Source organism: Kitasatospora sp. McL0602, from assembly GCF_052076145.1.
Taxonomy (GTDB): Bacteria; Actinomycetota; Actinomycetes; order Streptomycetales; family Streptomycetaceae; genus Kitasatospora.
The window spans coordinates 2,943,889-2,967,671 of record NZ_CP197246.1; the positions used below are offsets into that span (position 1 = coordinate 2,943,889).

The window sequence follows — 23,783 nt, forward strand, 5'->3', positions numbered from 1 at the left end:
TCGTAAGTACACACTTCAAAGTAGGGTACTAACATGAAGGTAATGACCCAGCCCGACATCGCGCTGCTGGACAAGCTGCCGGACGTCTACGACAAGATGTGCCCCTCGCGCGGCGTCCTGGAGCACGTGACCAGCCGCTGGGGCGTGCTGGTGCTGATCGCGCTGAACGAGCGCGGCTACCGCTTCAGCGAGCTGCGCCGCCGGGTCTCCGGCGTCAGCGAGAAGATGCTCGCGCAGACGCTCCAGACCCTGGAGCGCGACGGCTTCGTGCTGCGCGTCGTGCACCCCGTCATCCCGCCCCGGGTGGACTACAGCCTCACCCCGCTCGGCACCGAGGCCGCCACCATGGTCGCCGCCCTGGCCCACTGGATCGAGGGCAGCATGTGCGCCGTCTCCGAGGCCCGCGAGGGCTACGACTCCCGGGATGCGTAACACCCCCGGGGCGAGCTGCCCCGGGGGTGTCGTGGTGACTCCCGGCTAGTTGACGGTCCAGGTGTCGTTGCCGGTGAGCAGGGTGGTGAGGTCGCCGGGGCCCTGTTGCTGGACGGCGGTGGCGAGTTGGTCGGTCATGAGGGTGTCGTAGACCGGGCGCCGGATGTCGCGCAGGACGCCGATGGGGGTGTGGTGGAGTGTGTCGGCGTCGGCGATGCGGGTGAGGGCGAAGGCGCGGGCGGGGCTGGCGGCGTGGGCGTCGTGGATCAGGACGTCGGCGCGGTTGGTGTCGGTGAGGGCGGCGGTGTGGAGTTCGCCGTCGTTGTCGCGGAAGACGCCTTGGCCGGCGAAGGTGATGGGTTGGCCGTGTTCGAGGCGGATGAGGGCTTCGTCGCGGGTGGCGGGTTCTTTGAGGATTTCGAAGGCGCCGTCGTTGAAGATGTTGCAGTTCTGGTAGATCTCGACGAGGGCGGTGCCTTCGTGTTCGGCTGCGGCGCGGAGCACGGAGGTGAGGTGCTGGCGGTCGGAGTCGATGGTGCGGGCGACGAAGGTGGCTTCGGCGCCGATGGCCAGGGAGAGGGGGTTGAAGGGGTGGTCGAGGGAGCCCATGGGGGTGGACTTGGTGATCTTCCCGATCTCGCTGGTGGGTGAGTACTGGCCTTTGGTGAGGCCGTAGATGCGGTTGTTGAAGAGCAGGATCTTGAGGTTGACGTTGCGGCGCAGGGCGTGGATGAGGTGGTTGCCGCCGATGGAGAGGGCGTCGCCGTCGCCGGTGACGACCCAGACGGAGAGGTCTGAGCGGGAGGCGGCGAGGCCGGTGGCGATGGCCGGGGCGCGGCCGTGGATGGAGTGCATGCCGAAGGTGTTCATGTAGTACGGGAAGCGGGAGGAGCAGCCGATGCCGGAGACGAAGACGGTGTTCTCGCGCTTGATGCCGAGTTCGGGCATGAACGACTGGACGGCGGCGAGGATCGCGTAGTCACCGCAGCCGGGGCACCAGCGGACCTCCTGGTCCGTCTTGAAGTCCCGGGCCGCGAGCGGCGTCTCGGACTTCGGCACCAGACTCAGCGACCGGAAGCTGTCAGACATCGTTCTCCCCATCCTCTTCGAGCGCACCTTCGAGCGCCCCGATCGCCGCCCACAGCACATCCGCCAACTGGGCCGCCTTGAAGGGCAGTCCGCGCACCTGGTTGTAGGACTGCGCGTCCACCAGGTACTTGGCGCGGAGCAGCAGGGCGAGTTGGCCGAGGTTCATCTCGGGCACGATGACCCGGTCGTACGCCTTCAGCACCGCACCGAGGTTGGCGGGGAAGGGGTTGAGGCTGCGCAGGTGCGCCTGGGCGACGACTCCGCCGTCGGCCCGCACCCGCCGGACGGCGGCGGTGATCGGCCCGTAGGTCGAGCCCCAGCCGAGCACCAGCACCCGCGCCGTACCCGACGGGTCGTCAACCACCAGCGGGGCGACGTCGATTCCGTCGATCTTCGCCTGGCGGGTGCGGACCATGAAGTCGTGGTTGGCGGGGTCGTAGGAGATGTTGCCGGTGCCGTCCTGCTTCTCGATGCCGCCGATCCGGTGCTCCAACCCGGCCGTGCCCGGCACCGCCCACGGGCGCGCCAGCGTCTGCGGGTCACGCTTGTACGGCCAGAACACCTCCGCGCCGTCCTCCAGCACGTGGTTCGGGCCCTGCGCGAAGTCCGGCGCGATCACCGGCAGTTCCTCGACATCCGGGATGCGCCACGGCTCCGAACCGTTCGCCAGGTACCCGTCCGAGAGCAGCAGCACCGGAGTCCGGTAGATCACCGCGATCCGCGCCGCCTCCAACGCCGCGTCGAAGCACTCCGCCGCCGTCGCCGGCGCCACGATCGGCACCGGCGCCTCACCGTTGCGCCCGAACATCGCCTGCAACAGATCCGCCTGCTCGGTCTTGGTCGGCAACCCCGTCGACGGCCCGCCCCGCTGGATGTCCACCACCAGCAACGGCAACTCCAACGACACCGCCAACCCGATCGTCTCCGACTTCAACGCCACACCCGGCCCCGACGTCGTCGTCACACCCAACGCCCCACCGAACGCCGCACCCAGCGCCGCACCCACCCCGGCGATCTCGTCCTCCGCCTGGAAGGTCCGCACCCCGAAGTTCTTGTGCCGGCTCAACTCGTGCAGGATGTCCGACGCCGGAGTGATCGGATACGACCCCAGGAACAACGGCAACCCACTGCGCCGCGCCGCCGCGATCAACCCGTACGACAAAGCCAGATTCCCCGAGATGTTCCGGTACGTCCCCGCGGGCAGCGGGGCCGGGTGGATCTCGTACGAGACGGCGAAGTCCTCCGTGGTCTCGCCGAAGTTCCAACCGGCCCTGAAGGCCGTGATGTTGGCCTCGGCGATGGCGGGCTTCTTGGCGAACTTCTGCCGCAGGAACTTCTCCGTGCCCTTGGTCGGCCGGTGGTACATCCACGACAGCAGGCCGAGCGCGAACATGTTCTTCGCCCGTTCGGCGTCCTTGCGGGCCAGGCCGCTGTCCTTCAGCGCCTCCACCGTCAGCGAGGTGAGCGGCACCGGGTGCAGCCGGTACGCCTCCAGCGAGCCGTCCCCGAGCGGGTCGGCCGCGTAGCCGACCTTCGCCAGCGCCCGCTTGGTGAACTCGTCGGTGTTGACGATGATCTCCGCGCCGCGCGGGAGGTCCGCGAGATTGGCCTTGAGGGCGGCCGGGTTCATCGCGACCAGCACGTTCGGCGCGTCGCCCGGAGTGAGGATGTCGTGGTCCGCGAAGTGCAGCTGGAAGCTGGAGACACCCGGCAGCGTCCCGGCAGGGGCCCGGATCTCGGCGGGGAAGTTCGGCAGGGTGGAGAGGTCGTTTCCGAACGACGCCGTCTCCGAGGTGAAACGGTCACCGGTGAGCTGCATACCGTCACCCGAGTCCCCCGCGAACCGGATGATCACCCGGTCCAGCCGGTGTACGGGCTTCGCGGGGCGTAGCGGTGCACCGTTCGGGACGGCGGGGCCGCTGTGCCCCTCGTCTCCGTCCGAGCCGTCCACTGTCTCAGACTGATCGACCTGACTGGTCACTGCCGCGGACCTCCTCGTGGGGCGACCAGCCGCGGGCGTGAGCCGTGTGCCCCGTCCGCCTGGTGCACCAGTCGCATCCTAAGGCGGTGATGCGTCGCTGAGCCGGAACCCAGGACAAACGACGTAGGTGTGTGAATCTCCTCGTCAGGTCAAACAACCAACCGCCCCCGGGCCTTACCCGATCGGCCCAACTGAGACGGCCGGGCTCAGGAGTTGAGATACGTGAGCACGGCGAGCACCCGCCGGTGGTCCTCCGAGGACTGGGTCAGCCCGAGCTTGAGGAAGATGTTGCTGACGTGCTTCTCGACGGCGCCGTCGGAGACCACCAGCTGCTTGGCGACGGCCGCGTTCGTCCGGCCCTCGGCCATCAGCCCGAGCACCTCGCGCTCGCGGGGCGTGAGCCCGGCCAGCACGTCGCCCTTGCGGCTGCGGCTGAGCAGCTGCTGCACGACCTCCGGGTCGAGCGCCGTGCCACCGCCTGCGACCCGCACCACGGCGTCGACGAACTCGCGGACCTCGGCGACGCGGTCCTTGAGCAGGTACCCCACGCCCTGGGTGGACCCGGCGAGCAGCTCGGAGGCGTACCGCTCCTCGACGTACTGCGACAGCACCAGCACCCCGACCCTCGGGTACAGCCCGCGCAGCGTCACGCAGGCCCGGACGCCCTCGTCGGTGTGCGTGGGAGGCATCCGCACGTCGGCCACCACCACGTCGGGCAGCGCACCGGCGGCGTTCAGCTCGTGCACGGTCTTCAGCAGCGCCTCGCCGTCCCCCACCCCGGCGACGACCTCCAGCCCCCGGTCGGTGAGCAGCCGGGTGAGCCCCTCCCGCAGCAGCACGGAGTCCTCGGCGATGACGACACGCAGCATGAAGCAACCTTCCTGGACGCACTTGTCGAGCCCCCCACGGGCGCACGGTGAACTCTACGCAACCGGTCGGCCCTGGGGTGCTGCCAAGTGCGCAGGTCCTACATGGTGCGGATGGCGACCGCGTCGCAGAGACCCTGGAGGGCGGCCTTGGCCGGGCACTCCGGGAGGGGGGCGAGCAGGGCGCGGGCCTCCTCGGCGTAGCGCAGCGTCTCGCGGCGGGCCCGCTCCAGCGCCGGGTGGCGGCGGAGCAGCCGGAGGGCCTCGGCGTGCAGCTCGTCGTCCTCGGCGAGGTCGAGCTGGAGCAGCTCGCGCAGGCGGAGGTCGCCGGGGTCGTTCTCGTCGGCGGGGGTCTGCTGGAGCAGCAGGACGGGCAGCGTCGGGACGCCCTCGCGCAGGTCGGTGCCGGGGGTCTTGCCGGACTCGTGGCCGTCGCTGGCGATGTCGAGCACGTCGTCGGCGAGCTGGAAGGCGGTGCCCATCCGCTCGCCGTACTGGGTGAGGATGTCGACCATCCACGGCTCGGCGCCGGCCATCAGGGCGCCGAAGCGGCAGGAGACGGCGACCAGCGAGCCGGTCTTGCCGGAGATGACGTCCAGGTAGTGCTGGAGCGGGTCGTCCTCGGGGGTCGGCCCGGCGGTCTCCAGGATCTGGCCGGTGACGAGCCGCTCGAAGGCGTCGGCCTGGATCCGGACGGCGTCGGGGCCGAGCTCGGCGAGCACCTGGGAGGCGCGGGAGAAGAGGAAGTCGCCGGTGAGGATGGCGACGGAGTTGTCCCAGCGGGAGTTGGCGCTGGGGGCGCCGCGCCGGACGGGCGCCTCGTCCATCACGTCGTCGTGGTAGAGCGTCGCGAGGTGGGTGAGCTCGACGACCGCGGCGGAGGGCACCACGCCGGGGGCGTACGGGTCACCGAACTGGGCGGCCAGCATGACCAGCAGGGGGCGGAAGCGCTTGCCGCCCGCCTCGATCAGGTGGCTGGCGGTGATCGTGATGAACGGGACGTCGCTCTTGACGGCCTCGACGAGCGCGGCCTCCACGGCGTCCATGCCGGTCTGGACGTCCCGGGTCAGATCGCGGTCCTGCACGCTCAGCCCGAAGGGCCCCACGACGGTCACGAAGACCACTCCTGTCCCTGGTCGATTCTGCGGCCTGGTCCCTGAGTGCCGCCGCTGGCCTACAAGGAGGGTATCCGGTCGCGAGTGGATCACTGCACGGGCGTGCGGGTAGCACATGCGAAGGGGCCCGTGGCTGTGCAACCACGGGCCCCTTCGGGGTGGATCAGCGGACGAAGACGGCTGCCTTCGAGGCCAGGTCCAGGAAGTACTGCGGGAGCAGACCCAGGCCCAGCGTGACGAGCACGCCGACGCCGATGGCGGTCGCCGTCATCGGGCTGGGCACCGCGACGGCCGGGCCGCCGGGCTGCGGGTCGGAGAAGAACATCAGCACGATCACCCGGATGTAGAAGAACGCGGCGATCGCCGAGCTCAGCACACCGACGATCACCAGCGGGGTGGCCCCGCCCGCCGCCGCGGCCTGGAAGACCGCGAACTTGCCCGTGAACCCACTGGTCAGCGGGATGCCGGCGAAGGACAGCAGGAAGAGCGCGAAGACCGCCGCGAGCAGCGGCGAGCGCCGCCCGAGACCGGCCCAGCTGGAGAGGTGGGTGGCCTCGCCCTTCGAGTCGCGCACCAGCGTCACCACGGCGAAGGCGCCGAGGGTGACGAAGGAGTACGCGAGCAGGTAGAAGAGGACGGCGCCGAGCCCCTGCTTGTTGGTGGCGATCACGCCGGTGAGGATGAACCCGGCGTGCGCGATCGAGGAGTAGGCGAGCAGCCGCTTGACGTCCTGCTGGGTGACGGCCAGCACCGCGCCGACGACCATGGTGAGGATCGCCACACCCCACATCACCGGCCGCCAGTCCCAGCGCAGACCGGGGAAGGCGACGTAGAAGAGGCGGAGGAAGGCCCCGAAGGCCGCCGTCTTGGTCGCCGCCGCCATGAAGCCGGTGACGGCGGTGGGCGCACCCTGGTAGACGTCCGGCGTCCAGGAGTGGAAGGGCACCGCGCCGACCTTGAAGAGCAGGCCGACGGCGAGCATCGCGAGGCCGATCAGCAGCAGCGCGTCGTTCTGGGTGGTGACGGCCAGCGCCGGGGTGGTCGGGGCGACGCCCGCGACGACGTCGGCGATCTCCGGGAGCCGGACGGTGCCGGCGTAGCCGTAGAGCAGCGCGATGCCGAAGAGGAAGATCGCCGAGGAGAAGGCGCCGAGCAGGAAGTACTTGACCGCCGACTCCTGGGAGAGCAGCCGCCGCCTGCGGGCCAGCGCGCAGAGCAGGTAGAGCGGGAGGGAGAAGACCTCCAGCGCCACGAACATCGTCAGCAGGTCGTTGGCGGCGGGGAAGAGCAGCATGCCGCCGACGGCGAAGAGGGTGAGCGGGTAGATCTCGGTGGTGGTGAACCCGGCCATCGTCGCCTGGCGTTCCTGCTCGCTGCCGGGCACGGAGGCGCCCTGGGCGGCGAAGGCGTCCACGGCGGAGCCGTTGAGCTTCGGCTCCAGCCGCCGCTCGGCGTACATCAGCACCGTGACGACGGCGGAGAGCAGGATGACGCCCTGGATGAAGAGCGCCGGGCCGTCGAGGGCGACGGCGCCCATCGCCAGCAGCCCGGCCTTGGTGGTGCCGTAGCCCTGGGCGGCCAGCACGATGACGGCGGTGAAGGCGCCGACCAGGCCGAGCAGGGTGATGCCGAGCTGGGCGCCGTACCGTGCCCGGCGCGGCAGGAAGGCCTCGGCGAGGATGCCGACCACGGCCGCGCCGAAGACCACCAGCATCGGGGAGAGCTGGCCGTACTCGACGTGCGGGGCCGGGATGCTGGGGCTGTTGCCGCCCGCAGCGGCGAGCCATCCGGTCACTTCTGCTCACCTCCGGTGGTGGCGGCGACGGGGTGGGCCGGCGCCTTGTCGGTCTGGTGGACCTGGGAGAGCGTGGCGTCCACCGCCGGGTTGACGAGGTCGGTGAGCGGCTTGGGGTAGACGCCGAGGAACAGCGTCAGCGCCACCAGCGGTGCAACGACCAGGAGTTCGCGCACCTTGAGGTCGGGCATGCCCTCCACCCCGGCCTTGACCGGGCCGGTCATGGTGCGCTGGTAGAGCAGCAGCGCGTAGAGCGCGGCGAGCACGATGCCGAAGGTGGCGATCACGCCGATCACCGGGTACTTGCTGAACGTGCCGACCAGTACCAGGAATTCGCTGACGAAGGGCGCCATGCCCGGCAGCGAGAGGGTGGCCAGGCCGCCGATCAGGAACGTCCCGGCGAGCACCGGGGCGACCTTCTGGACGCCGCCGAAGTCGGCGATCAGGCGCGAGCCCCGGCGGGAGATCAGGAAGCCCGCGACGAGCATCCAGGCGGCGGTGGAGATGCCGTGGTTGACCATGTAGAGCGTGGCGCCGCTCTGCCCCTGGCTGGTGAAGGCGAAGATGCCCATGATGATGAAGCCGAAGTGCGAGATCGAGGCATACGCGACCAGCCGCTTGATGTCCTTCTGCCCGACGGCCAGCAGCGCGCCGTAGACGATGCCGATCAGCGCCAGCACCAGGATCACCGGGCCGAAGGTCTTCGAGGCGTGCGGGAAGAGCCCGAGGCAGAACCGCAGCATCGCGAAGGTGCCGACCTTGTCGACGACGGCCGTGATGAGTACGGCCGTCCCGGCGGTCGCCTCGCCCATCGCGTTCGGCAGCCAGGTGTGCAGCGGCCAGAGCGGGGCCTTGACGGCGAAGGCGAAGAAGAAGCCCAGGAAGAGCGCCTTCTCGGCCGTCGGGTCGATGACGAGCTTGCCGTCGGCGATCGCGTTCGTCAGCGTCGGCAGGTCGAAGGTGGCGAAGCCCTGGCCCTGCGCGATCACGTACAGGCCGATCACGGCGGCCAGCATGACGAGCCCGCCGAGCAGGTTGTAGAGCAGGAACTTGACTGCGGCGTAACTGCGTTGGGCGCCCGAGTCCGGGCCGCCCGCGCGGTCGCCGAAGCCGCCGATCAGGAAGTACATCGGGATCAGCATGGCTTCGAAGAACACGTAGAACACGAAGACGTCGGTGGCCAGGAAGGAGACGATCACCATCGCCTCGACCGCGAGCACCAGGGCGAAGAACGCCTGCGTGCGGCGGAGGTTCTCGAAGGTGCCGTCCGGGTTCTGCGCCGGGTCGGCGTCGTGCCAGGAGGCGAGCAGCACGACCGGCACCAGCACGGCGGTGAGCAGTGCCAGCACCGCGCCGATGCCGTCGACGCCGAGCGAGAAGCTGATGCCGAAGGAGCGGATCCAGCTGTAGGACTCGGTGAGCTGGTACCGGTCGCCGCCGGGCTCGAAGCGGGCGGCGACCACGACGGCCAGCACCAGGGTGGCGAGCGAGACCGTCAGGGCGACGGCCTTGGTGGTGCGGCGGCGGGCCTCGTCGGAGCCCGCCGGGAGGGCGGCGGTGAGCACGGCACCCGCTGCCGGGACGGCGCAGGTGGCGGTCAGCAGGTAGCTCATGGCGTGACCTCCCGCCTCTTCGGGTGACGTGTCATCAGACCGACCTCATCAGGAGAGTGGTGGCGACCAGCAGGACGGTGCCGCCGAGCATGGAGAGCGCGTAGGTGCGGACGTAGCCGGTCTGGATGCGCCGCAGGCGGCCGGAGATGCCGCCGACGGCGGCGGCCAGGCCGTTGACGAAGCCGTCCAGGGCGCGGCTGTCCAGGTAGACCAGCGAGGCCGTGAGGGCCGAGCCGGGCCGGACGAGGACGGCGTGGTTGATGTCGTCCTGGAGCAGGTCGCGGCGGGCGGCCCGGGTGAGCAGCGAGCCGACCGGCGCCGTGACGGGGACGGGCGAGCGGCCGTACATCAGGTACGAGACCAGCACGCCGGCCGCGACGACCACCGAGGTGAGCAGGGTGACGACGATCGGCGCGAGCGGGGAGTCGCCCTCGGCGTGGCCGGTGACGGGCTCCAGCCAGTTCAGGAAGGAGCTGTTGAAGGCGAAGATCCCACCGGCGAAGACCGAGCCGAAGGCCAGCACGATCATCGGCAGCGTCATGGTGGACGGCGACTCGTGCGGGTGCGGCTCGTGGCCGTCGCCCGCGGCGGAGCCGCTGATGTCTGCTGTGGGCTGCCAGCGCTTCTCGCCGAAGAAGGTCATGATCATCACGCGGGTCATGTAGAACGCGGTGACGGCCGCGCCGATCAGCGCGCAGAGGCCGAGGATCCAGCCCTCCGCGCCGCCCTTGGCGAACGCCGCCTCGATGATCTTGTCCTTGGAGAAGAAGCCGGACAGGCCGGGGAAGCCGATGATGGCCAGGTAGCCGAGCCCGAAGGTGACGAAGGTGACGGGCATGAACTTGCGCAGGCCGCCGTAACGGCGCATGTCCACCTCGTCGTTCATGCCGTGCATGACCGAACCGGCACCGAGGAAGAGCCCGGCCTTGAAGAAGCCGTGGGTCACCAGGTGCATGATCGCGAAGGCGTACCCGATCGGGCCGAGCCCGGCCGCCAGGATCATGTAGCCGATCTGCGACATGGTCGAGCCGGCCAGCGCCTTCTTGATGTCGTCCTTGGCACACCCGACGATCGCACCGTAGAGCAGCGTGACCGCACCGACCACGACCACGACGGTCTGGGCGTCCGGGGCGAGGTTGAAGATCGCACCCGAGCGGGTGATCAGGTACACCCCGGCGGTGACCATCGTCGCCGCGTGGATCAGGGCCGAGACCGGGGTCGGGCCCTCCATCGCGTCGCCGAGCCAGGACTGCAGCGGCACCTGGGCCGACTTGCCGCAGGCGGCCAGCAGCAGCATCAGCGCGATCGCCGTCAGCTTGCCCTCGCTCGCCTGGTGCGCCGTGGGGAAGACCCCCGCGAAGCTGAAGTCGCCGAACTCGGTGAACATCAGCATGATCGCGATCGACAGGCCCATGTCGCCGACCCGGTTGACCAGGAAGGCCTTCTTCGCGGCCGTCGCGGCGCTCGGCTTGTGCTGCCAGAAGCCGATCAGCAGGTACGAGGCGAGCCCGACACCCTCCCAACCGACGTACAGCAGCAAATAGTTGTCGGCCAGGACGAGCAGCAGCATCGAGGCCAGGAAGAGGTTCAGGTACCCGAAGAAGCGGCGACGCCGCTCGTCGTGCGCCATGTAACCCACCGAGTAGAGGTGGATCAGCGAACCGACACCGGAGATCAACAGGACGAAGGTGACCGAGAGTTGGTCGAGCTGGAAAGAGACGTCGGCCTGGAAGCCGTTCACCGGGATCCAGCTGAACAGGTGCTGGTGCACCGTGCGGGCCTCGCCGTCGCGTCCGAGCATCTGGGCGAAGAGCACCAGTCCGAAGACGAAGGAGAGTGCGGCGGCGAAGGTGCCGAGCCAGTGACCGTAGCGGTCCAGCCGGCGGCCGCCGAGCAGCAGCAGGGCGGCACCGGCCAACGGCGCTGCCACGAGCAGCGGAATGAGAGAGTTCACCGTGGGCCCTCCGCCTACAGCTTCATCAGGTTGCTGTCGTCGACCGAGGCCGAATGCCTCGCCCGGAAGATGCTCACGATGATGGCGAGGCCGACGACGACCTCGGCCGCCGCGACCACCATGGTGAAGAAGGCGATGATCTGGCCGTCCAGGTTGCCGTGCAGCCGGGAGAAGGTCACCAGGGCCAGGTTCGAGGCGTTGAGCATCAGCTCGACGCACATGAACAGCACCACGGCGTTGCGCCGGATCAGCACACCGGAGGCCCCGATGGTGAACAACAGGGCTGCCAGATAGAGGTAGTTGACCGGGTTCACTCCCCACCCTCCTCGGTGCTGTCACGCTCGGTGCCGACACGCTGCGGCACGGTCTCCAGCGCCTGGCGCGGGCCCGTCACCGGCGGCCGGGCGGACGGCGCCCGCCCGAGCCACTCGGCGGTGTTGCCCTCCAGCTCGGCCATCTTCGCCAGCATGGCCTGGCTGACGTCGCGGATCTGGCCGCGCTCGCGCAGGGTGCCCATCACCGAGTCCTCGGAGATGGTGCCGTCCGGCAGCAGCGCCGGGATGTCCACCGCGTTGTGCCGCGCGTACACGCCCGGGGCGGGCATCGGCGGCACCTGGATGTTGTCCTTCACCCGCTGGGCGGCCAGCTCGCGCTGCGTCGCCGGGGCCTTCACGTGCTCGCGGTGCGTCAGCACCATCGCGCCGATCGCGGCCGTGATCAGCAGTGCGCCGGTGACCTCGAAGGCCCAGACGTACTTGGTGAAGATCAGCCTGGCCAGGCCCTGCACGTTGCCCTCGGCGTTCGCCTCGGACAGGCCGGTGAAGTGGCCGAGCTTGGCGTTGGCGATGCCCGCGATCAGCAGCACCCCGAAGCCGAGGCCGCAGAGCACGGCGGCCACCCGCTGGCCCTTCAGCTGCTCCTTCAGCGAATCCGCCGAGGTGACACCGACCAGCATCACGACGAACAGGAAGAGCATCATGATCGCGCCGGTGTAGACGACGATCTGCACGACGCCCAGGAAGACCGCACCCTGCGCCAGGTAACAGACCGCCAGCGCCAGCATGGTGGCGGCCAGGCATAGCGCGCTGTGCACCGCCTTCTTCATCAGCACCGTGCCGAGCGCGCCGCCGACGGCGATCACCGCGAGGATCCAGAACTGGAAGGCCTCACCCGTGGAGGTCATGCCGGTCGGGTTCATGACTGCACCTCCCGCTCCCGGTCGGTCTGCGGCTGCTGCACCGTGCCGGGCGCCGCCTCGGTGATCTCGCCCCGGTAGTAGGCGCCCTCGTCGGCGCCGGGGAAGATCGAGTGCGGGGAGTCGACCATGCCCTCGGTCAGCCCGACGAGCAGCTGCTCCTTGGTGAAGATCAGCGACTCCCTGGAGGAGTCGGCGAGTTCGTACTCGTTGGTCATGGTGAGCGCCCGGGTCGGGCAGGCCTCGATGCAGAGCCCGCAGAGGATGCAGCGGGCGTAGTTGATCTGGTAGACCGCGCCGTAGCGCTCACCGGGCGAGTAACGCTCCTCGTCGGTGTTGTCCGCGCCCTCGACGTAGATCGCGTCGGCCGGGCAGGCCCAGGCGCAGAGCTCGCAGCCGATGCACTTCTCCAGGCCGTCCGGGTGCCGGTTCAGCTGGTGGCGGCCGTGGAAGCGTGGAGCGGTGGGCTTCTTCTGCTCCGGGTACTGCTCGGTCAGCCGCTTCTTGAACATGGCCTTGAAGGTCACGCCGAAGCCTGCGGCCGGGCCCAGGATCGACGACTTGTCGTCGGAGTCTGGCATCGGTTTCAGCTCCCTTCGGAATGGTCGGCCCCGTTGAGGGCTTCCTGGAGTTGCGGGGCGCGGCTGGGCCGGCGCGGCACCGGCGGCAGCTCCTGCCCCGGCAGCGGCGGCACCGGGTACCCGCCCGCCATCGGGTCGAACTCGTCCTCCGCAGCGGCCACTTCGGGCTCGGCCTGCTTGTGCCGCAGGAAGTCCCGGAGCAGCGCGAGCAGCAGGATCACCCCGATCGGCGCCCCGACGTAGAGCACCACCTGGCTGAAGTCGTAGCCCTCGTTGCGCAGCGCCCGGACACTGGCGACCATCACCAGCCAGACCAGCGAGACCGGGATGAGCACCTTCCAGCCCAGCTTCATGAACTGGTCGTAGCGCAGCCGGGGCAGCGTGCCGCGCAGCCAGATGAAGAAGAACAGCAGCAGCTGGATCTTCAGCGTGATCCAGAGCATCGGCCACCAGCCGTGGTTGGCCCCGGCCCAGAAGGTCGAGATCGGCCAGGGCGCGCGCCAGCCGCCGAGGAAGAGCGTGCTGGCGACGGCCGAGACGGTCACCATGTTCACGTACTCGGCGAGCATGAACATCGCGAACTTCAGCGAGCTGTACTCGGTGTTGAAGCCGCCGACCAGCTCACCCTCGGCCTCGGGGAGGTCGAAGGGCGCGCGGTTGGTCTCGCCGACCATCGCGATGATGTAGACGATGAACGAGACCGGCAGCAGCACCGCGAACCAGGTCGGCTGCTGCGAGGCGACGATCTCCGAGGTCGACATCGAGCCGGAGTAGATGAACACCGCCGCGAACGACAGGCCCATCGCGATCTCGTAGCTGACCATCTGGGCGGCCGAGCGCAGGCCGCCGAGCAGCGGGTACGTCGAGCCGGAGGACCAGCCCGCCAGCACGATGCCGTAGATGCCGATCGAGGCGGTCGCCAGGATGTAGAGCAGGGCGATCGGCAGGTCGGTGAGCTGCATCGGGGTGCGGGTGCCGAAGATCGAGATCTCGTTGCCCGCCGGGCCGAAGGGGATCACCGCGAAGGCCATGAACGCCGGGATGGCGGCGATCACCGGGGCCAGCACGTAGACCACCTTGTCGGCGCCGGTGACGACCAGGTCCTCCTTCAGCGCCAACTTGATGCCGTCGGCGAGGGATTGGAGCAGACCCCAGGGTCCGTGCCGGTTCGGGCCGATCCGCAGCTGCATCCAGGCGACGACCTTGCGCTCCCAGACGATCGCGATCAGCACCGTGAGCACGAGGAAGGCGAAGACGAAGACCGCCTTCAGCAGCACCAGCCACCACGGGTCACGCCCGAAGAAGCCGAGCGTCTCGTACGCGGCGAGAGTGGTGTTCACGAGGTCTCCTCCCCCATGACTGTGGCGGGAGCCGCGTCGGCGGCTGCGATCGTGACCAGGTGGCCGACCGTGGTGCCGAGCGTCCGGTACGCGCCGCCGGGCGTGGAGTTGAGCGGAATCCAGACCGTACGGTCCGGCAGCTCGGCGGTGATCTCCAGCGGCAGCACCAGCGAACCGGCCGGGCCGGTGAGGCGGACGGCCCCGCTCGCCCCGATCTCCTTCGCCGTGACGGCGGAGAGCCGGGCGACGGCCGGGTGCCGGGTGCCGGCCAGGTGCTCGTCACCCCTCTGGAGCGAGCCCTGGTCGAGCAGCAGCCGGTGGCCCGCCAGCACGGCCTGGCCGGTGGCCGGGCGCGGCAGCGGTGCGGGGTGCGCGGCCGGGGCGGCCGGGCGGTCACCCGCCCACGGGGTGAAGCGGTCCAGCTCCAGCCGGGCGGCGCGGACGTCGGGCAGGCCCATGGGCTGCCCGATCGCGTCCGCGATCATGTTCAACACGCGGACGTCGGAGTTCAGTTGACGGTGCATCAGCTGATCGGCCTTGAGCGCGGCCTCGAACATCCGCACCCGGCCCTCCCAGTCCAGGAAGGTGCCGGCCTTCTCCGCGACGGCGGCCACCGGGAAGACCACGTCGGCCCGCTCGGTGACGGCGCTCGGCCGCAGCTCCAGCGCGACGACGAACGGCACCCGGGCGAGCGCCTCCTCGGCCAGCGCCGGGTCGGCCAGGTCGTCCAGGTCGAGACCGCCGACCAGCAGCGCGTCCAGGTCGCCGTGGGCGGCGGCCGCGAGGATCTGGTCGGTGTCCCGGCCGAGCCGGGCCGGGAGGTCCGCGACCCCCCAGGTGGCGGCCGCCTCGGCACGGGCGGCCACGGCGGTGACCGGGCGGCCGCCGGGCAGCAGGCCCGGCAGGGCGCCCGCCTCGACGGCGCCGCGCTCCCCCGCCCGGCGCGGCACCCAGGCCAGCCGGGCGCCGGTCGCGTGGGCCAGCCGCAGGGCCGCCGTCAGCGCCCCGGAGACCGTCGCCAGCCGCTCGCCGACCAGGATCACCGCACCCGGGCTGCGCAGCAGGGTGGCCGCGCGGCCCGCGTCGTCGCCGAGCGCCTCGTCGTCCGCCAGCGCGGCCAGCCACTCGGCCTCGGTGCCGGGGGCGGCGGGCAGCAGCGCGCCGTGCAGCTTGCCGAGGCCGCGCGAGCGGTGCGAGGCGATCGAGAAGACCGCCAGCCCACTCGCCCGGTTCGCCTTGCGCAGCCGCAGGAAGACGATCGGCGACTCCTCCTCGGGCTCGAAGCCCGCGAGCAGCACGGCCGGCGCCTTCTCCAGCTCCTCGTACGAGACGCCGGTGCCGTCCAGGTCGACGCCGCGCCCGGCGACGGCGGAGGCCAGGAAGTCGGCCTCCTCGCCGCTGTGCGGGCGGGCCCGGAAGTCGACGTCGTTGGTGCCGAGCACGACCCTGGCGAACTTGCCGTAGCCGTACGCGTCCTCGACCGTCACCCGGCCGCCGGTCAGCACCGCGGCCCGGCCGCCGGCCAGCCCGGCGGCAGCGGCGGCCAGCGCCTCCGGCCAGGAGGCCGGGGCGAGTTCACCGTCGGCGCCGCGCACCAGGGGGGTGCCGAGGCGCTCCCGGGTCTGGCCGTAGCGGAAGGCGAAGCGGCCCTTGTCGCAGCTCCACTCCTCGTTCACCGACGGGTCGTCGCCCGCGAGGCGCCGCAGCACCTTGCCGCGCCGGTGGTCGGTGCGCAGCGAGCAGCCCGAGGAGCAGTGCTCGCAGACGCTCGGCGAGGAGACCAGGTCGAACGGGCGGGAGCGGAAACGGTACGCCGCCGAGGTCAGGGCGCCGACCGGGCAGATCTGGATGGTGTTGCCCGAGAAGTACGAGGCGAACGGCTCGTCCGCGCCGATGCCGACCTGCTCCAGCGCCCCGCGCTCCAGCAGCTCGATGAACGGGTCACCGGCGACCTGCTGGGAGAAGCGGGTGCAGCGGGCGCAGAGCACGCAGCGCTCGCGGTCCAGCAGCACCTGGGTGGAGATCGGCAGCGGCTTCTCGTAGGTGCGCTTCATGCCCTCGAAGCGCGAGTCGGCCCCGCCGGTGGACATCGCCTGGTTCTGCAGCGGGCACTCGCCGCCCTTGTCGCAGACCGGGCAGTCCAGCGGGTGGTTGATCAGCAGCAGCTCCATCACGCCGCGCTGCGCCTTCTCGGCGACGGGCGAGCTGACCTGCGTGCGGACGACCATGCCCTCGGCGACCGGGATGGTGCAGGAGGCGACCGGCTTGCGCTGGCCCTCGACCTCGACGATGCACTGGCGGCAGGCCCCGACCGGGTCGAGCAGCGGGTGGTCGCAGAAGCGCGGGATCTGGGTGCCGATCTGCTCGGCGGCGCGGATGACCAACGTCCCCTTGGGGACCTGGACTTCGACGCCGTCGATGGTCAGCGTGACGAGGTCGGTGGCCGCCTGGGCGGAGCCCTTAATGTCACTGTTCGTGACGGTCACGCGTGCACCTCCCTCTCGGTGGCGGTGTCGTGGGCGTGCGGGCGGTCGGCCCAGACGGTCGCGGCCGCCGGGTCGAACGGGCAGCGGCGCTCGGTGAGGTGGCGCTCGTACTCGGCGCGGAAGTACTGGAGCGAGGAGACGATCGGGCTGGCGGCGCCGTCGCCGAGCGCGCAGAAGGACTTGCCGTTGATGTTGTCGGCGATGTCGAGCAGCTTCTCCAGGTCGCCGGGGGCTCCCTGGCCGGCCTCGATCCGCTTGAGCAACTGCACCAGCCAGTACGTGCCTTCGCGGCACGGGGTGCACTTGCCGCAGGACTCGTGGGCGTAGAACTCCGTCCACCGGGTGACGGCCCGCACCACGCAGGTGGTCTCGTCGAAGACCTGCAGCGCCTTGGTGCCGAGCATCGATCCGGCGGCGCCGACGCCCTCGTAGTCGAGCGGCACGTCGAGGTGCTCGTCGGTGAACATCGGCGTCGAGGACCCGCCCGGGGTCCAGAACTTGAGCCGGTGCCCGGCCCGGATGCCGCCGGTGATGTCGAGCAGCTGGCGCAGCGTGACGCCGAGCGGCGCCTCGTACTGGCCGGGGTTGGTGACGTGCCCGGAGAGCGAGTAGAGCGTGAAGCCGGGCGACTTCTCGGTGCCGAGCGACTTGAACCACTCGTTGCCCCGGGCCATGATCGGCGGCACGGAGGCGATCGACTCGACGTTGTTGACCACCGTCGGGCAGGCGTAGAGACCGGCGATCGCCGGGAAGGGCGGCCGCAGCCGGGGCTGGCCCCGGCGGCCCTCCAGCGAGTCGAGCAGCGCCGTCTCCTCGCCGCAGATGTACGCCCCGGCGCCCGCGTGCACGGTGATGTCGAGGTCGATGCCCGAGCCGAGGATGTTCTTGCCGAGGTACCCGGCCCCGTACGCCTCGGCCACCGCCGCGTGCAGCCGCCGCAGCACCGGCACGACCTCGCCGCGCAGGTAGATGAAGGCGTGGTCGCAGCGGATCGCGTACGAGGCGATGATCATGCCTTCGATCAGCGAGTGCGGGTTGGCGAAGAGCAGCGGGATGTCCTTGCAGGTGCCCGGCTCCGACTCGTCCGCGTTGACGACGAGGTAGTGCGGCTTGCCGTCGTTCTGCGGGATGAACTGCCACTTCATGCCGGTGGGGAAGCCGGCGCCGCCGCGGCCGCGCAGGCCGGAGTCCTTGACCCGGGCGATGACCTCGTCGGGCTGCATGGCGAGGGCGGCGCGCAGGCCCTGATAGCCCTCGTGCCGGTGGTAGGTGTCGAGAGTCCAGGGGCGGTCGTCGTCCCAGGAGGCGGAGAGTACGGGCGAGAGCAGCTTCTCGGCCGGCTCTGCGGAGGTCATCACGCTTCCGTCCCTTCGTGCCGGGGGGAGACCACCTTGGTGCCCGGGGTGCCGGGCAGTGCCTCGCCCTTGGCGAGCCTGAGCCCGGCGAGCGAGGGGGCGCCACCCGCGCCGGAGGCGTCGACGGCGCCGGGGCGCTCGTCGGGGAAGCCGGCCAGGATGCGGGCGGTGTCCTTGAAGGAGCAGAGCCGGGCGCCCCGGGTCGGCTGCGGGTCGGCGCCCGCGCGCAGGTCGTCGACCAGCTGCCGGGCGCTCTCCGGCGTCTGGTTGTCGAAGAACTCCCAGTTGACCATCACCACGGGGGCGTAGTCGCAGGCCGCGTTGCACTCGATGTGCTCGATCGAGATCTCGCCGTCGGCGGTGGTCTCGTTGTTCCCGACCCCGAGGTGCTGCTGGAGCTCCTCGAAGATCTGGTCCCCGCCGAGCACCGCGCAGAGCGTGTTGGTGCAGACGCCGACGTGGTACTTACCGGCGGGCTTGCGCCGGTACATCGTGTAGAAGGTCGCGACGGCCGTCACCTCGGCGGTGGTCAGCTCGACCTGCTCGGCGCAGAACCGGATGCCGCTCGGGCTGACGAAACCCTCCTCGGCCTGCACCAGGTGCAGCAGCGGCAGCAGGGCGGAGCGCGCGACGGGGTAGCGGGAGATCAACTCCCGGGCGTCCGCCGCCAGTCGGGCGTGCACCTCGGCCGGGTACGGCTTGGCCGGCAGTGCCGGCATCCCCAGTTGGACGTCTGTCACCGGTCCACGCCTCCCATCACCGGGTCGATCCCGGCCACTGCGACGATCACGTCGGCGACCTGGCCGCCCTCGCACATCGCCGCCATCGTCTGCAGGTTGGTGAACGAGGGGTCGCGGAAGTGGACGCGGTACGGGCGCGTCCCGCCGTCGCTGACCACGTGCACCCCGAGTTCGCCCTTGGGCGATTCGACCGCCGTGTACGCCTGGCCGACGGGCACCCGGAAGCCCTCCGTCACCAGCTTGAAGTGGTGGATCAGGGCCTCCATCGAGGTGCCCATGATCTTCCGGATGTGGTCGAGCGAGTTGCCCATCCCGTCCGGCCCGACGGCCAGTTGGGCGGGCCAGGCGATCTTCTTGTCGGCCACCATGACCGGGCCGGGCTTCAGCCTGTCCAGGCACTGCTCGACGATCCGCAGGCTCTGGTGCATCTCCTCCAGCCGGATCAGGAACCGGCCGTAGGAGTCGGCGGTGTCGGCCGTCGCGACCTCGAAGTCGTAGTTCTCGTACCCGCAGTACGGGTCCGTCTTGCGCAGGTCGTGCGGCAGGCCGGTGGCCCGCAGGATCGGGCCGGTGGCGCCGAGCGCCAGGCAGCCGGCCAGGTCGAGGAAGCCGACGTCGACCAGGCGGGCCTTGAACACCGGGTTGCCGGTGGCGAGCTTGTCGTACTCGTGCATCCGCGAGCGGAGCGTCTTCACCGCCTCGCGGATCTGGTCGACGGCGCCGGGCGGCAGGTCCTGGGCCAGGCCGCCGGGGCGGACGTACGCGTGGTTCATCCGCAGGCCGGTGACCAACTCGAAGACGTCCAGGATGAGTTCGCGATCCCGGAAGCCGTAGATCATCAGTGTGGTGGAGCCGATCTCCATGCCGCCGGTGGCCAGGCAGACCAGGTGCGAGGCGATCCGGTTGAGCTCCATCATCAGCACCCGGATGACCGTCGCCCGGTCCGGGATGTCGTCGGTGATGCCGAGCAGCTTCTCGACGGCCAGACAGTAGGCCGTCTCGTTGAACAGCGGCGTCAGGTAGTCCATCCGGGTCACGAAGGTGGTGCCCTGGACCCAGTTGCGGTACTCCATGTTCTTCTCGATGCCGGTGTGCAGGTAGCCGATCCCGCACCTGGCCTCGGTGACGGTCTCGCCGTCGATCTCCAGGATCAGGCGCAACACCCCGTGCGTGGACGGGTGCTGGGGGCCCATGTTGACGATGATCCGCTCGTCGTCGGCCCGGCCGACGGCCTCGACGACCTCGCCCCAGTCGCCACCGGTGACGGTGAAGACCCGGCCCTCGGTGGTGTCGCGGGCGCCCGCGTGCTCGTAGTCGACGCTCATGAGTACGACCTCCGCTGGTCGGGAGCCGGGATCTGGGCACCCTTGTACTCGACGGGGATGCCGCCGAGCGGGTAGTCCTTGCGCTGCGGGTGGCCCAGCCAGTCGTCCGGCATCATGATCCTGGTCAGGCCGGGGTGGCCCTCGAAGACCAGCCCGAAGAAGTCGTACGCCTCGCGCTCGTGCCAGTCGTTGGTCGGGTAGACGCTGACCACGGACGGGATGCGCGGGTCGGCGTCCGGCGCGGTGACCTCGACCCGCAGCAGCCGGGTGTGGGTGATCGAGCGCAGGTGGTAGACCGCGTGCAACTCCCGCCCGGTGTCGTGCGGGTAGTGCACCCCGCTGACTCCGAGGCAGAGCTCGAAGCGCAGCGCCGGGTCGTCCCGCAGGGTGCGGGCGGCGGCGAGCAGGTGGGTGCGGGCGATGTGGAAGGTGAGCTCGCCGCGGTCGACGACGGTCTTCTCGACCACCTCCGCCGGGTCGAGCCCCTGCTCCTCCAGCGCGCCCTCGAACTCGTCCGCCACCTCGTCGAACCAGCCTCCGCCGTAAGGCCGTTGGCTGGGGCCGGGGAGGGCAATCGGGGCGGTGAGGCCGCCGAAGCCGGAGGTGTCGCCGGTGCCCTGGGCGCCGAACATGCCCTGCCGGCTGCCGACCACCTCGACCGGGATCTCCTTGCGCGTCGCGGGTACGTCGCTCATCGCAGCAGCCCCCGCATCTCGCTGGTCGGGGTGGCCTCCAGGGCCAGCTCCTCGGCCAGCTCCTCGGCCCGGCGCTTGTTCACCCCGAGCGGCTCGTGCTGGATCTTCTCGTGCAGCTTGAGGATCGCGTCCATCAGCATCTCCGGGCGGGGCGGACAGCCCGGCAGGTAGATGTCGACCGGCACGATGTGGTCCACGCCCTGCACGATCGCGTAGTTGTTGAACATCCCGCCCGAGGAGGCGCAGACGCCCATCGAGATGACCCACTTGGGGTTGGCCATCTGGTCGTACACCTGGCGCAGCACCGGTGCCATCTTCTGGCTGACCCGCCCGGCCACGATCATCAGATCCGCCTGCCGGGGCGAGCCCCGGAAGACCTCCATGCCGAAGCGCGCCAGGTCGTAGCGACCGGCGCCCGTCGTCATCATCTCGATCGCGCAGCAGGCCAGCCCGAAGGTGGCCGGGAAGAGCGACGCCTTGCGCACCCACCCCGCGGCCGTCTCCACGCTGGTGAGCAGAAAGCCGCTCGGCAGCTTCTCCTCGATACCCATCAGATCCCTCTCAGCCTCTCAAGTCCGGTGGTGTGCCCCCGCGTTACCGCGTTCACAAGGAGCAGTTCAGTCCCACTCCAGACCGCCGCGCCGCCACACGTAGGCGTACGCGACAAAGACGGTGGCGATGAAAAGCAGCATCTCGACCAACCCGAAGATCCCCAGGGCGTCGAAGCTGACCGCCCACGGGTAGAGGAAGACGATCTCGATGTCGAAGACGATGAAGAGCATCGCCGTGAGGTAGTACTTGATCGGGAACCGACCGCCGCCCACCGGCTGCGGGGTCGGTTCGATACCGCACTCGTACGCCTCCAACTTGGCCCGGTTGTAGCGCTTGGGGCCGGTCAGTGAGGCCATCACGACGGAACCGACCGCGAAAGCCGCCGCGATGGCACCGAGTACGAGGATCGGCGCGTAGGCATTCATAGCCCCCGCTCCCTCCGTCCAGTCGTCCTTGACTGCAGATCGAAACCTTGGGGCCACGCTGTGTTGACCCGCGGTCCAGTCCCCGAGATCCACCCCATGTGAGGCAGTTCACAAGGCCGGGAACGAGCGCATCCTATGCCCGTCGGCTTGTGATCTGCGACACGCAGTTCTGGACGATCTTTGTGATCTGCGCCACCTCACAAACGCCCGCCAAGACGATCAAGTCGCAAGGTATCGACGCAGTGAAGGCAAATGACCACAATCCGTCGCATTCGCTTCTGAAGCGACTGGTCAGCGGCCTGCGCCTATATCAACCGGGCGCCGCCCATCGCAAATTTCTGGGCGTCGGATTGACGTGATAGTGAGCCTCACCCTCCCGGGTGGACAGCCCGGTGCAGCCGCTTGACCTTTCGTTCACAAGCGGCCGGGGCGGGTCGGGGTCACACGTACTCGGGGGTCTCCACGGCGGCCGGGGCGGTCACGGCGGGGGCGGTCGCGCGGCGGCCCCACTCGGTGCCGACCAGCACGAGGACGCCGCCCAGCATGGCCGGGGCGCTCAGCCGGTCGCCGCCCACCGCGATGCCGAACACGGCGGCCCAGAGCGGCTCGGTGCCGAGCAGCAGGCTGACCCGGGACGGCGAGGTGGCGCGCACCGCCCACATCTGGACCAGGAAGGCGAACAGCGTGCAGAGCACCGACAGGTGCAGCAGCAGGAGCCACTGCCCTGCACTCCAGGAGCCGGCCAGCGTCAGCGGCGAGGGCCCGACGAACGGCGAGACGACGGTGAACATCGCGGCGGCCGCGGCGAGTTGGACCCACGTCAGGGAGAGCGAATCCGTCTTCGCGATCGCCTTCGTCCGGGACATCGCGAGCACGTGCGCCGTCCGGACGAACGCCGCACCGAGCACCAACAGGTCACCCGTGGACGGGGCTTGGATCCCACCGCCCTGGGTCAGCAGGCCGACGCCCGCCAGCGAGAGCGCGGCGGCCGCCAGGAAGGCACGGGGCAGCGCGGTGCGGGCGGCCAGGCTCTCGGCGATCGGCGTGAGAATCATGGTGAGGCTGATGATCAGCCCCGCGTTGGTCGGCGAGGTGTTCACGTTGCCGTAGGTCTCCAGCAGGAACACCGACCCGAGGATCACCCCCAGCAGCCCGCCGCCCAGCCACTCCTGCCAGGAGAGCCCGCGCAGCGCCCGCCGGGCGATCACCGCGAGCACCGGCAGCACCAGCCCGAAGCGCAGCACCAGCATCGCGACGGCCGTCTCCTGGGTCGCCAGGTGCTTCACCACCAGGAAGCTGGACCCCCAGACCACGGCGACGGCGAGCAACGGCAGGTCGCGGACGGTCTGGCTGCTCGCGCGCATCAAGATCTCCTCCGGGGCGGGGCTGCGCATCGTTTCGCACCGGGCACGCTGTGATCAAATTGTTTTCAGGTATCCCGTCAGACCCGAGAGACCCTCGCGATCGCATGCTTAACGCCGTCGCGGCCGGGCATAGGTGAGTGAGTCATGACAATCACTCGCCGGAGGACCCCTCAAGTGAAGCGCAAGCACTGGTCGTTGCTGCTCGCCGCCACCACCCTGCCGCTCGCCACCTCGGTGGGGACGGCCGCCGCCGCACCGGCCACAAGCCCGGCCCCGGCCGCGAGCTGCACCTACACTCCGGCGGTGCCCGCCGACAACTTCAAGGGCATACCGGTCTTCGACGCCAAGAAGGCCGCCCGCCCCTACAGTGCGACCCTGTCGACCAGTCAGGGCGCGATCAAGTTCGAGGCGCTCACCGACAAGGCGCCCTGCACCACCTTCTCGTTCCGCTTCCTCGCCGAGCACGACTACTTCAACCGCACCCACTGCCACCGGCTCACCACCCAGCGGCTCTGGGTGCTCCAGTGCGGCGACCCGACCGGCACCGGCAGCGGCGGCCCCGGCTACTCCTTCCCCGACGAGAACCTGACCGGCGCGACCTACCCCGCCGGGACGGTCGCGATGGCCAACGCCGGGCCGAACACCAACGGCAGCCAGTTCTTCTTCGTCTGGAAGGACACCAAGCTCTCCCCCGCCTACACCCCCTTCGGCCGGGTCACCGCCGGGCTGGACGTGCTGCAGAAGATCGCGGCAGGCGGCGAGGACGACCAGAACGGCCCCGGCGACGGCTTCCCGACCCTCCCGGTCGACATCAAGCGGGTCCGGATCAGCGCCCACTGACCCTGTGTGCTCCCGTACGGTGGTGGTCCGCCGAGACCGT

General features: G+C 70.2%; 22 protein-coding genes. 3 read left to right on the plus strand and 19 right to left on the minus strand.

The window, feature by feature from the left end:
• Positions 1-42 precede the first annotated feature (42 nt).
• Positions 43-432, plus strand: coding sequence for a winged helix-turn-helix transcriptional regulator (locus ACR68M_RS13270; RefSeq protein WP_441250675.1), 390 nt, complete (start codon positions 43-45; stop codon positions 430-432).
• A 45-nt stretch (positions 433-477) separates the two neighbouring features.
• Here ACR68M_RS13270 and ACR68M_RS13275 read toward each other — a convergent pair whose 3' ends face one another.
• The 18 genes from ACR68M_RS13275 to ACR68M_RS13360 form a co-directional block, all read right to left on the minus strand.
• Positions 478-1,521: a 2-oxoacid:ferredoxin oxidoreductase subunit beta gene (locus ACR68M_RS13275; protein WP_441250676.1), complete on the minus strand. Its 1,044-nt coding sequence runs from the start codon at positions 1,519-1,521 to the stop codon at positions 478-480.
• On the minus strand, positions 1,514-3,502 hold the full coding sequence (locus ACR68M_RS13280; protein ID WP_441250677.1) for a 2-oxoacid:acceptor oxidoreductase subunit alpha: 1,989 nt from the start codon (positions 3,500-3,502) through the stop codon (positions 1,514-1,516). Before ACR68M_RS13280 ends, ACR68M_RS13275 begins: the two co-directional genes overlap by 8 nt.
• A gap of 206 nt (positions 3,503-3,708) precedes the next feature.
• Positions 3,709-4,371 carry a response regulator transcription factor gene (locus ACR68M_RS13285; protein WP_441250678.1) on the minus strand — a complete coding sequence of 221 codons (663 nt, stop codon included), beginning with the start codon at positions 4,369-4,371 and terminating at the stop codon, positions 3,709-3,711.
• A 98-nt stretch (positions 4,372-4,469) separates the two neighbouring features.
• On the minus strand, positions 4,470-5,483 hold the full coding sequence (locus ACR68M_RS13290) for a polyprenyl synthetase family protein (protein WP_441250679.1): 1,014 nt from the start codon (positions 5,481-5,483) through the stop codon (positions 4,470-4,472).
• A gap of 163 nt (positions 5,484-5,646) precedes the next feature.
• Positions 5,647-7,278: an NADH-quinone oxidoreductase subunit NuoN gene (gene nuoN / locus ACR68M_RS13295; protein WP_441250680.1), complete on the minus strand. Its 1,632-nt coding sequence runs from the start codon at positions 7,276-7,278 to the stop codon at positions 5,647-5,649.
• On the minus strand, positions 7,275-8,891 hold the full coding sequence (locus ACR68M_RS13300) for an NADH-quinone oxidoreductase subunit M (protein ID WP_441250681.1): 1,617 nt from the start codon (positions 8,889-8,891) through the stop codon (positions 7,275-7,277). The genes nuoN and ACR68M_RS13300 overlap by 4 nt, the downstream gene beginning before the upstream one ends.
• A 34-nt stretch (positions 8,892-8,925) precedes the next feature.
• Positions 8,926-10,845 (minus strand): NADH-quinone oxidoreductase subunit L, encoded by a 1,920-nt coding sequence (gene nuoL / locus ACR68M_RS13305; RefSeq protein WP_441250682.1) that lies wholly within the window; start codon positions 10,843-10,845, stop codon positions 8,926-8,928.
• A 14-nt stretch (positions 10,846-10,859) separates the two neighbouring features.
• Entirely contained in the window at positions 10,860-11,159 is a 300-nt protein-coding gene (gene nuoK / locus ACR68M_RS13310) for an NADH-quinone oxidoreductase subunit NuoK (protein ID WP_441250683.1), read from the minus strand.
• Positions 11,156-12,043, minus strand: a complete 888-nt coding sequence (locus ACR68M_RS13315) for an NADH-quinone oxidoreductase subunit J (protein ID WP_441250684.1) — start codon at positions 12,041-12,043, stop codon at positions 11,156-11,158. The genes nuoK and ACR68M_RS13315 overlap by 4 nt, the downstream gene beginning before the upstream one ends.
• Positions 12,040-12,621, minus strand: a complete 582-nt coding sequence (nuoI, locus tag ACR68M_RS13320) for an NADH-quinone oxidoreductase subunit NuoI (RefSeq protein WP_441250685.1) — start codon at positions 12,619-12,621, stop codon at positions 12,040-12,042. Before nuoI ends, ACR68M_RS13315 begins: the two co-directional genes overlap by 4 nt.
• A gap of 5 nt (positions 12,622-12,626) precedes the next feature.
• A complete protein-coding gene (gene nuoH, locus ACR68M_RS13325; RefSeq protein ID WP_441250686.1) occupies positions 12,627-13,961 on the minus strand; it encodes an NADH-quinone oxidoreductase subunit NuoH in 1,335 nt (444 codons plus the stop codon).
• Positions 13,958-16,447 carry an NADH-quinone oxidoreductase subunit G gene (locus ACR68M_RS13330; RefSeq protein WP_441250687.1) on the minus strand — a complete coding sequence of 830 codons (2,490 nt, stop codon included), beginning with the start codon at positions 16,445-16,447 and terminating at the stop codon, positions 13,958-13,960. The genes nuoH and ACR68M_RS13330 overlap by 4 nt, the downstream gene beginning before the upstream one ends.
• The gene (gene nuoF, locus ACR68M_RS13335; RefSeq protein WP_441250688.1) at positions 16,444-17,802 is read right to left on the minus strand and encodes an NADH-quinone oxidoreductase subunit NuoF; all 1,359 of its coding nucleotides are present in this window, start codon (positions 17,800-17,802) and stop codon (positions 16,444-16,446) included. The genes ACR68M_RS13330 and nuoF overlap by 4 nt, the downstream gene beginning before the upstream one ends.
• A complete protein-coding gene (gene nuoE, locus ACR68M_RS13340; RefSeq protein ID WP_441250689.1) occupies positions 17,802-18,542 on the minus strand; it encodes an NADH-quinone oxidoreductase subunit NuoE in 741 nt (246 codons plus the stop codon). The genes nuoF and nuoE overlap by 1 nt, the downstream gene beginning before the upstream one ends.
• Complete coding sequence (locus ACR68M_RS13345) at positions 18,539-19,867, minus strand: NADH-quinone oxidoreductase subunit D (protein WP_441250690.1); 1,329 nt, start codon at positions 19,865-19,867, stop codon at positions 18,539-18,541. The genes nuoE and ACR68M_RS13345 overlap by 4 nt, the downstream gene beginning before the upstream one ends.
• Positions 19,864-20,562, minus strand: a complete 699-nt coding sequence (locus ACR68M_RS13350) for an NADH-quinone oxidoreductase subunit C (protein ID WP_441250691.1) — start codon at positions 20,560-20,562, stop codon at positions 19,864-19,866. Before ACR68M_RS13350 ends, ACR68M_RS13345 begins: the two co-directional genes overlap by 4 nt.
• Positions 20,559-21,113, minus strand: a complete 555-nt coding sequence (locus ACR68M_RS13355; protein ID WP_441250692.1) for a NuoB/complex I 20 kDa subunit family protein — start codon at positions 21,111-21,113, stop codon at positions 20,559-20,561. The genes ACR68M_RS13350 and ACR68M_RS13355 overlap by 4 nt, the downstream gene beginning before the upstream one ends.
• Positions 21,114-21,179: 66 nt before the next feature.
• A complete protein-coding gene (locus ACR68M_RS13360; protein WP_014137597.1) occupies positions 21,180-21,539 on the minus strand; it encodes an NADH-quinone oxidoreductase subunit A in 360 nt (119 codons plus the stop codon).
• A gap of 149 nt (positions 21,540-21,688) precedes the next feature.
• On the opposite strand from ACR68M_RS13360, the gene ACR68M_RS13365 reads away from it, so the two are divergent.
• Positions 21,689-21,898: a hypothetical protein gene (locus tag ACR68M_RS13365; RefSeq protein WP_441250693.1), complete on the plus strand. Its 210-nt coding sequence runs from the start codon at positions 21,689-21,691 to the stop codon at positions 21,896-21,898.
• 81 nt (positions 21,899-21,979) lie between these two features.
• On the opposite strand, the gene ACR68M_RS13370 is transcribed toward ACR68M_RS13365, so the two are convergent.
• Positions 21,980-22,903: a DMT family transporter gene (locus tag ACR68M_RS13370; RefSeq protein WP_441250694.1), complete on the minus strand. Its 924-nt coding sequence runs from the start codon at positions 22,901-22,903 to the stop codon at positions 21,980-21,982.
• Positions 22,904-23,077: 174 nt separating this feature from the next.
• On the opposite strand from ACR68M_RS13370, the gene ACR68M_RS13375 reads away from it, so the two are divergent.
• A complete protein-coding gene (locus ACR68M_RS13375) occupies positions 23,078-23,743 on the plus strand; it encodes a peptidylprolyl isomerase (protein WP_441250695.1) in 666 nt (221 codons plus the stop codon).
• The last annotated feature ends 40 nt before the right edge of the window (positions 23,744-23,783 follow it).

What these genes read in the sequence shown, in the direction of transcription:
- ACR68M_RS13355 (WP_441250692.1), bottom strand. Translation starts at nt 21,113, where the DNA reads ATGGGTATCGAGGAGAAGCTGCCGAGCGGCTTTCTGCTCACCAGCGTG.
- ACR68M_RS13270 (WP_441250675.1), top strand. Translation starts at nt 43, where the DNA reads ATGACCCAGCCCGACATCGCGCTGCTGGACAAGCTGCCGGACGTCTAC.
- ACR68M_RS13360 (WP_014137597.1), bottom strand. Translation starts at nt 21,539, where the DNA reads ATGAATGCCTACGCGCCGATCCTCGTACTCGGTGCCATCGCGGCGGCT.
- ACR68M_RS13350 (WP_441250691.1), bottom strand. Translation starts at nt 20,562, where the DNA reads ATGAGCGACGTACCCGCGACGCGCAAGGAGATCCCGGTCGAGGTGGTC.
- ACR68M_RS13285 (WP_441250678.1), bottom strand. Translation starts at nt 4,371, where the DNA reads ATGCTGCGTGTCGTCATCGCCGAGGACTCCGTGCTGCTGCGGGAGGGG.
- ACR68M_RS13370 (WP_441250694.1), bottom strand. Translation starts at nt 22,903, where the DNA reads ATGCGCGCGAGCAGCCAGACCGTCCGCGACCTGCCGTTGCTCGCCGTC.
- nuoI (WP_441250685.1), bottom strand. Translation starts at nt 12,621, where the DNA reads ATGCCAGACTCCGACGACAAGTCGTCGATCCTGGGCCCGGCCGCAGGC.
- ACR68M_RS13345 (WP_441250690.1), bottom strand. Translation starts at nt 19,867, where the DNA reads ATGAGCGTCGACTACGAGCACGCGGGCGCCCGCGACACCACCGAGGGC.
- ACR68M_RS13300 (WP_441250681.1), bottom strand. Translation starts at nt 8,891, where the DNA reads ATGAGCTACCTGCTGACCGCCACCTGCGCCGTCCCGGCAGCGGGTGCC.
- ACR68M_RS13315 (WP_441250684.1), bottom strand. Translation starts at nt 12,043, where the DNA reads ATGAACCCGACCGGCATGACCTCCACGGGTGAGGCCTTCCAGTTCTGG.
- nuoF (WP_441250688.1), bottom strand. Translation starts at nt 17,802, where the DNA reads ATGACCTCCGCAGAGCCGGCCGAGAAGCTGCTCTCGCCCGTACTCTCC.
- ACR68M_RS13275 (WP_441250676.1), bottom strand. Translation starts at nt 1,521, where the DNA reads ATGTCTGACAGCTTCCGGTCGCTGAGTCTGGTGCCGAAGTCCGAGACG.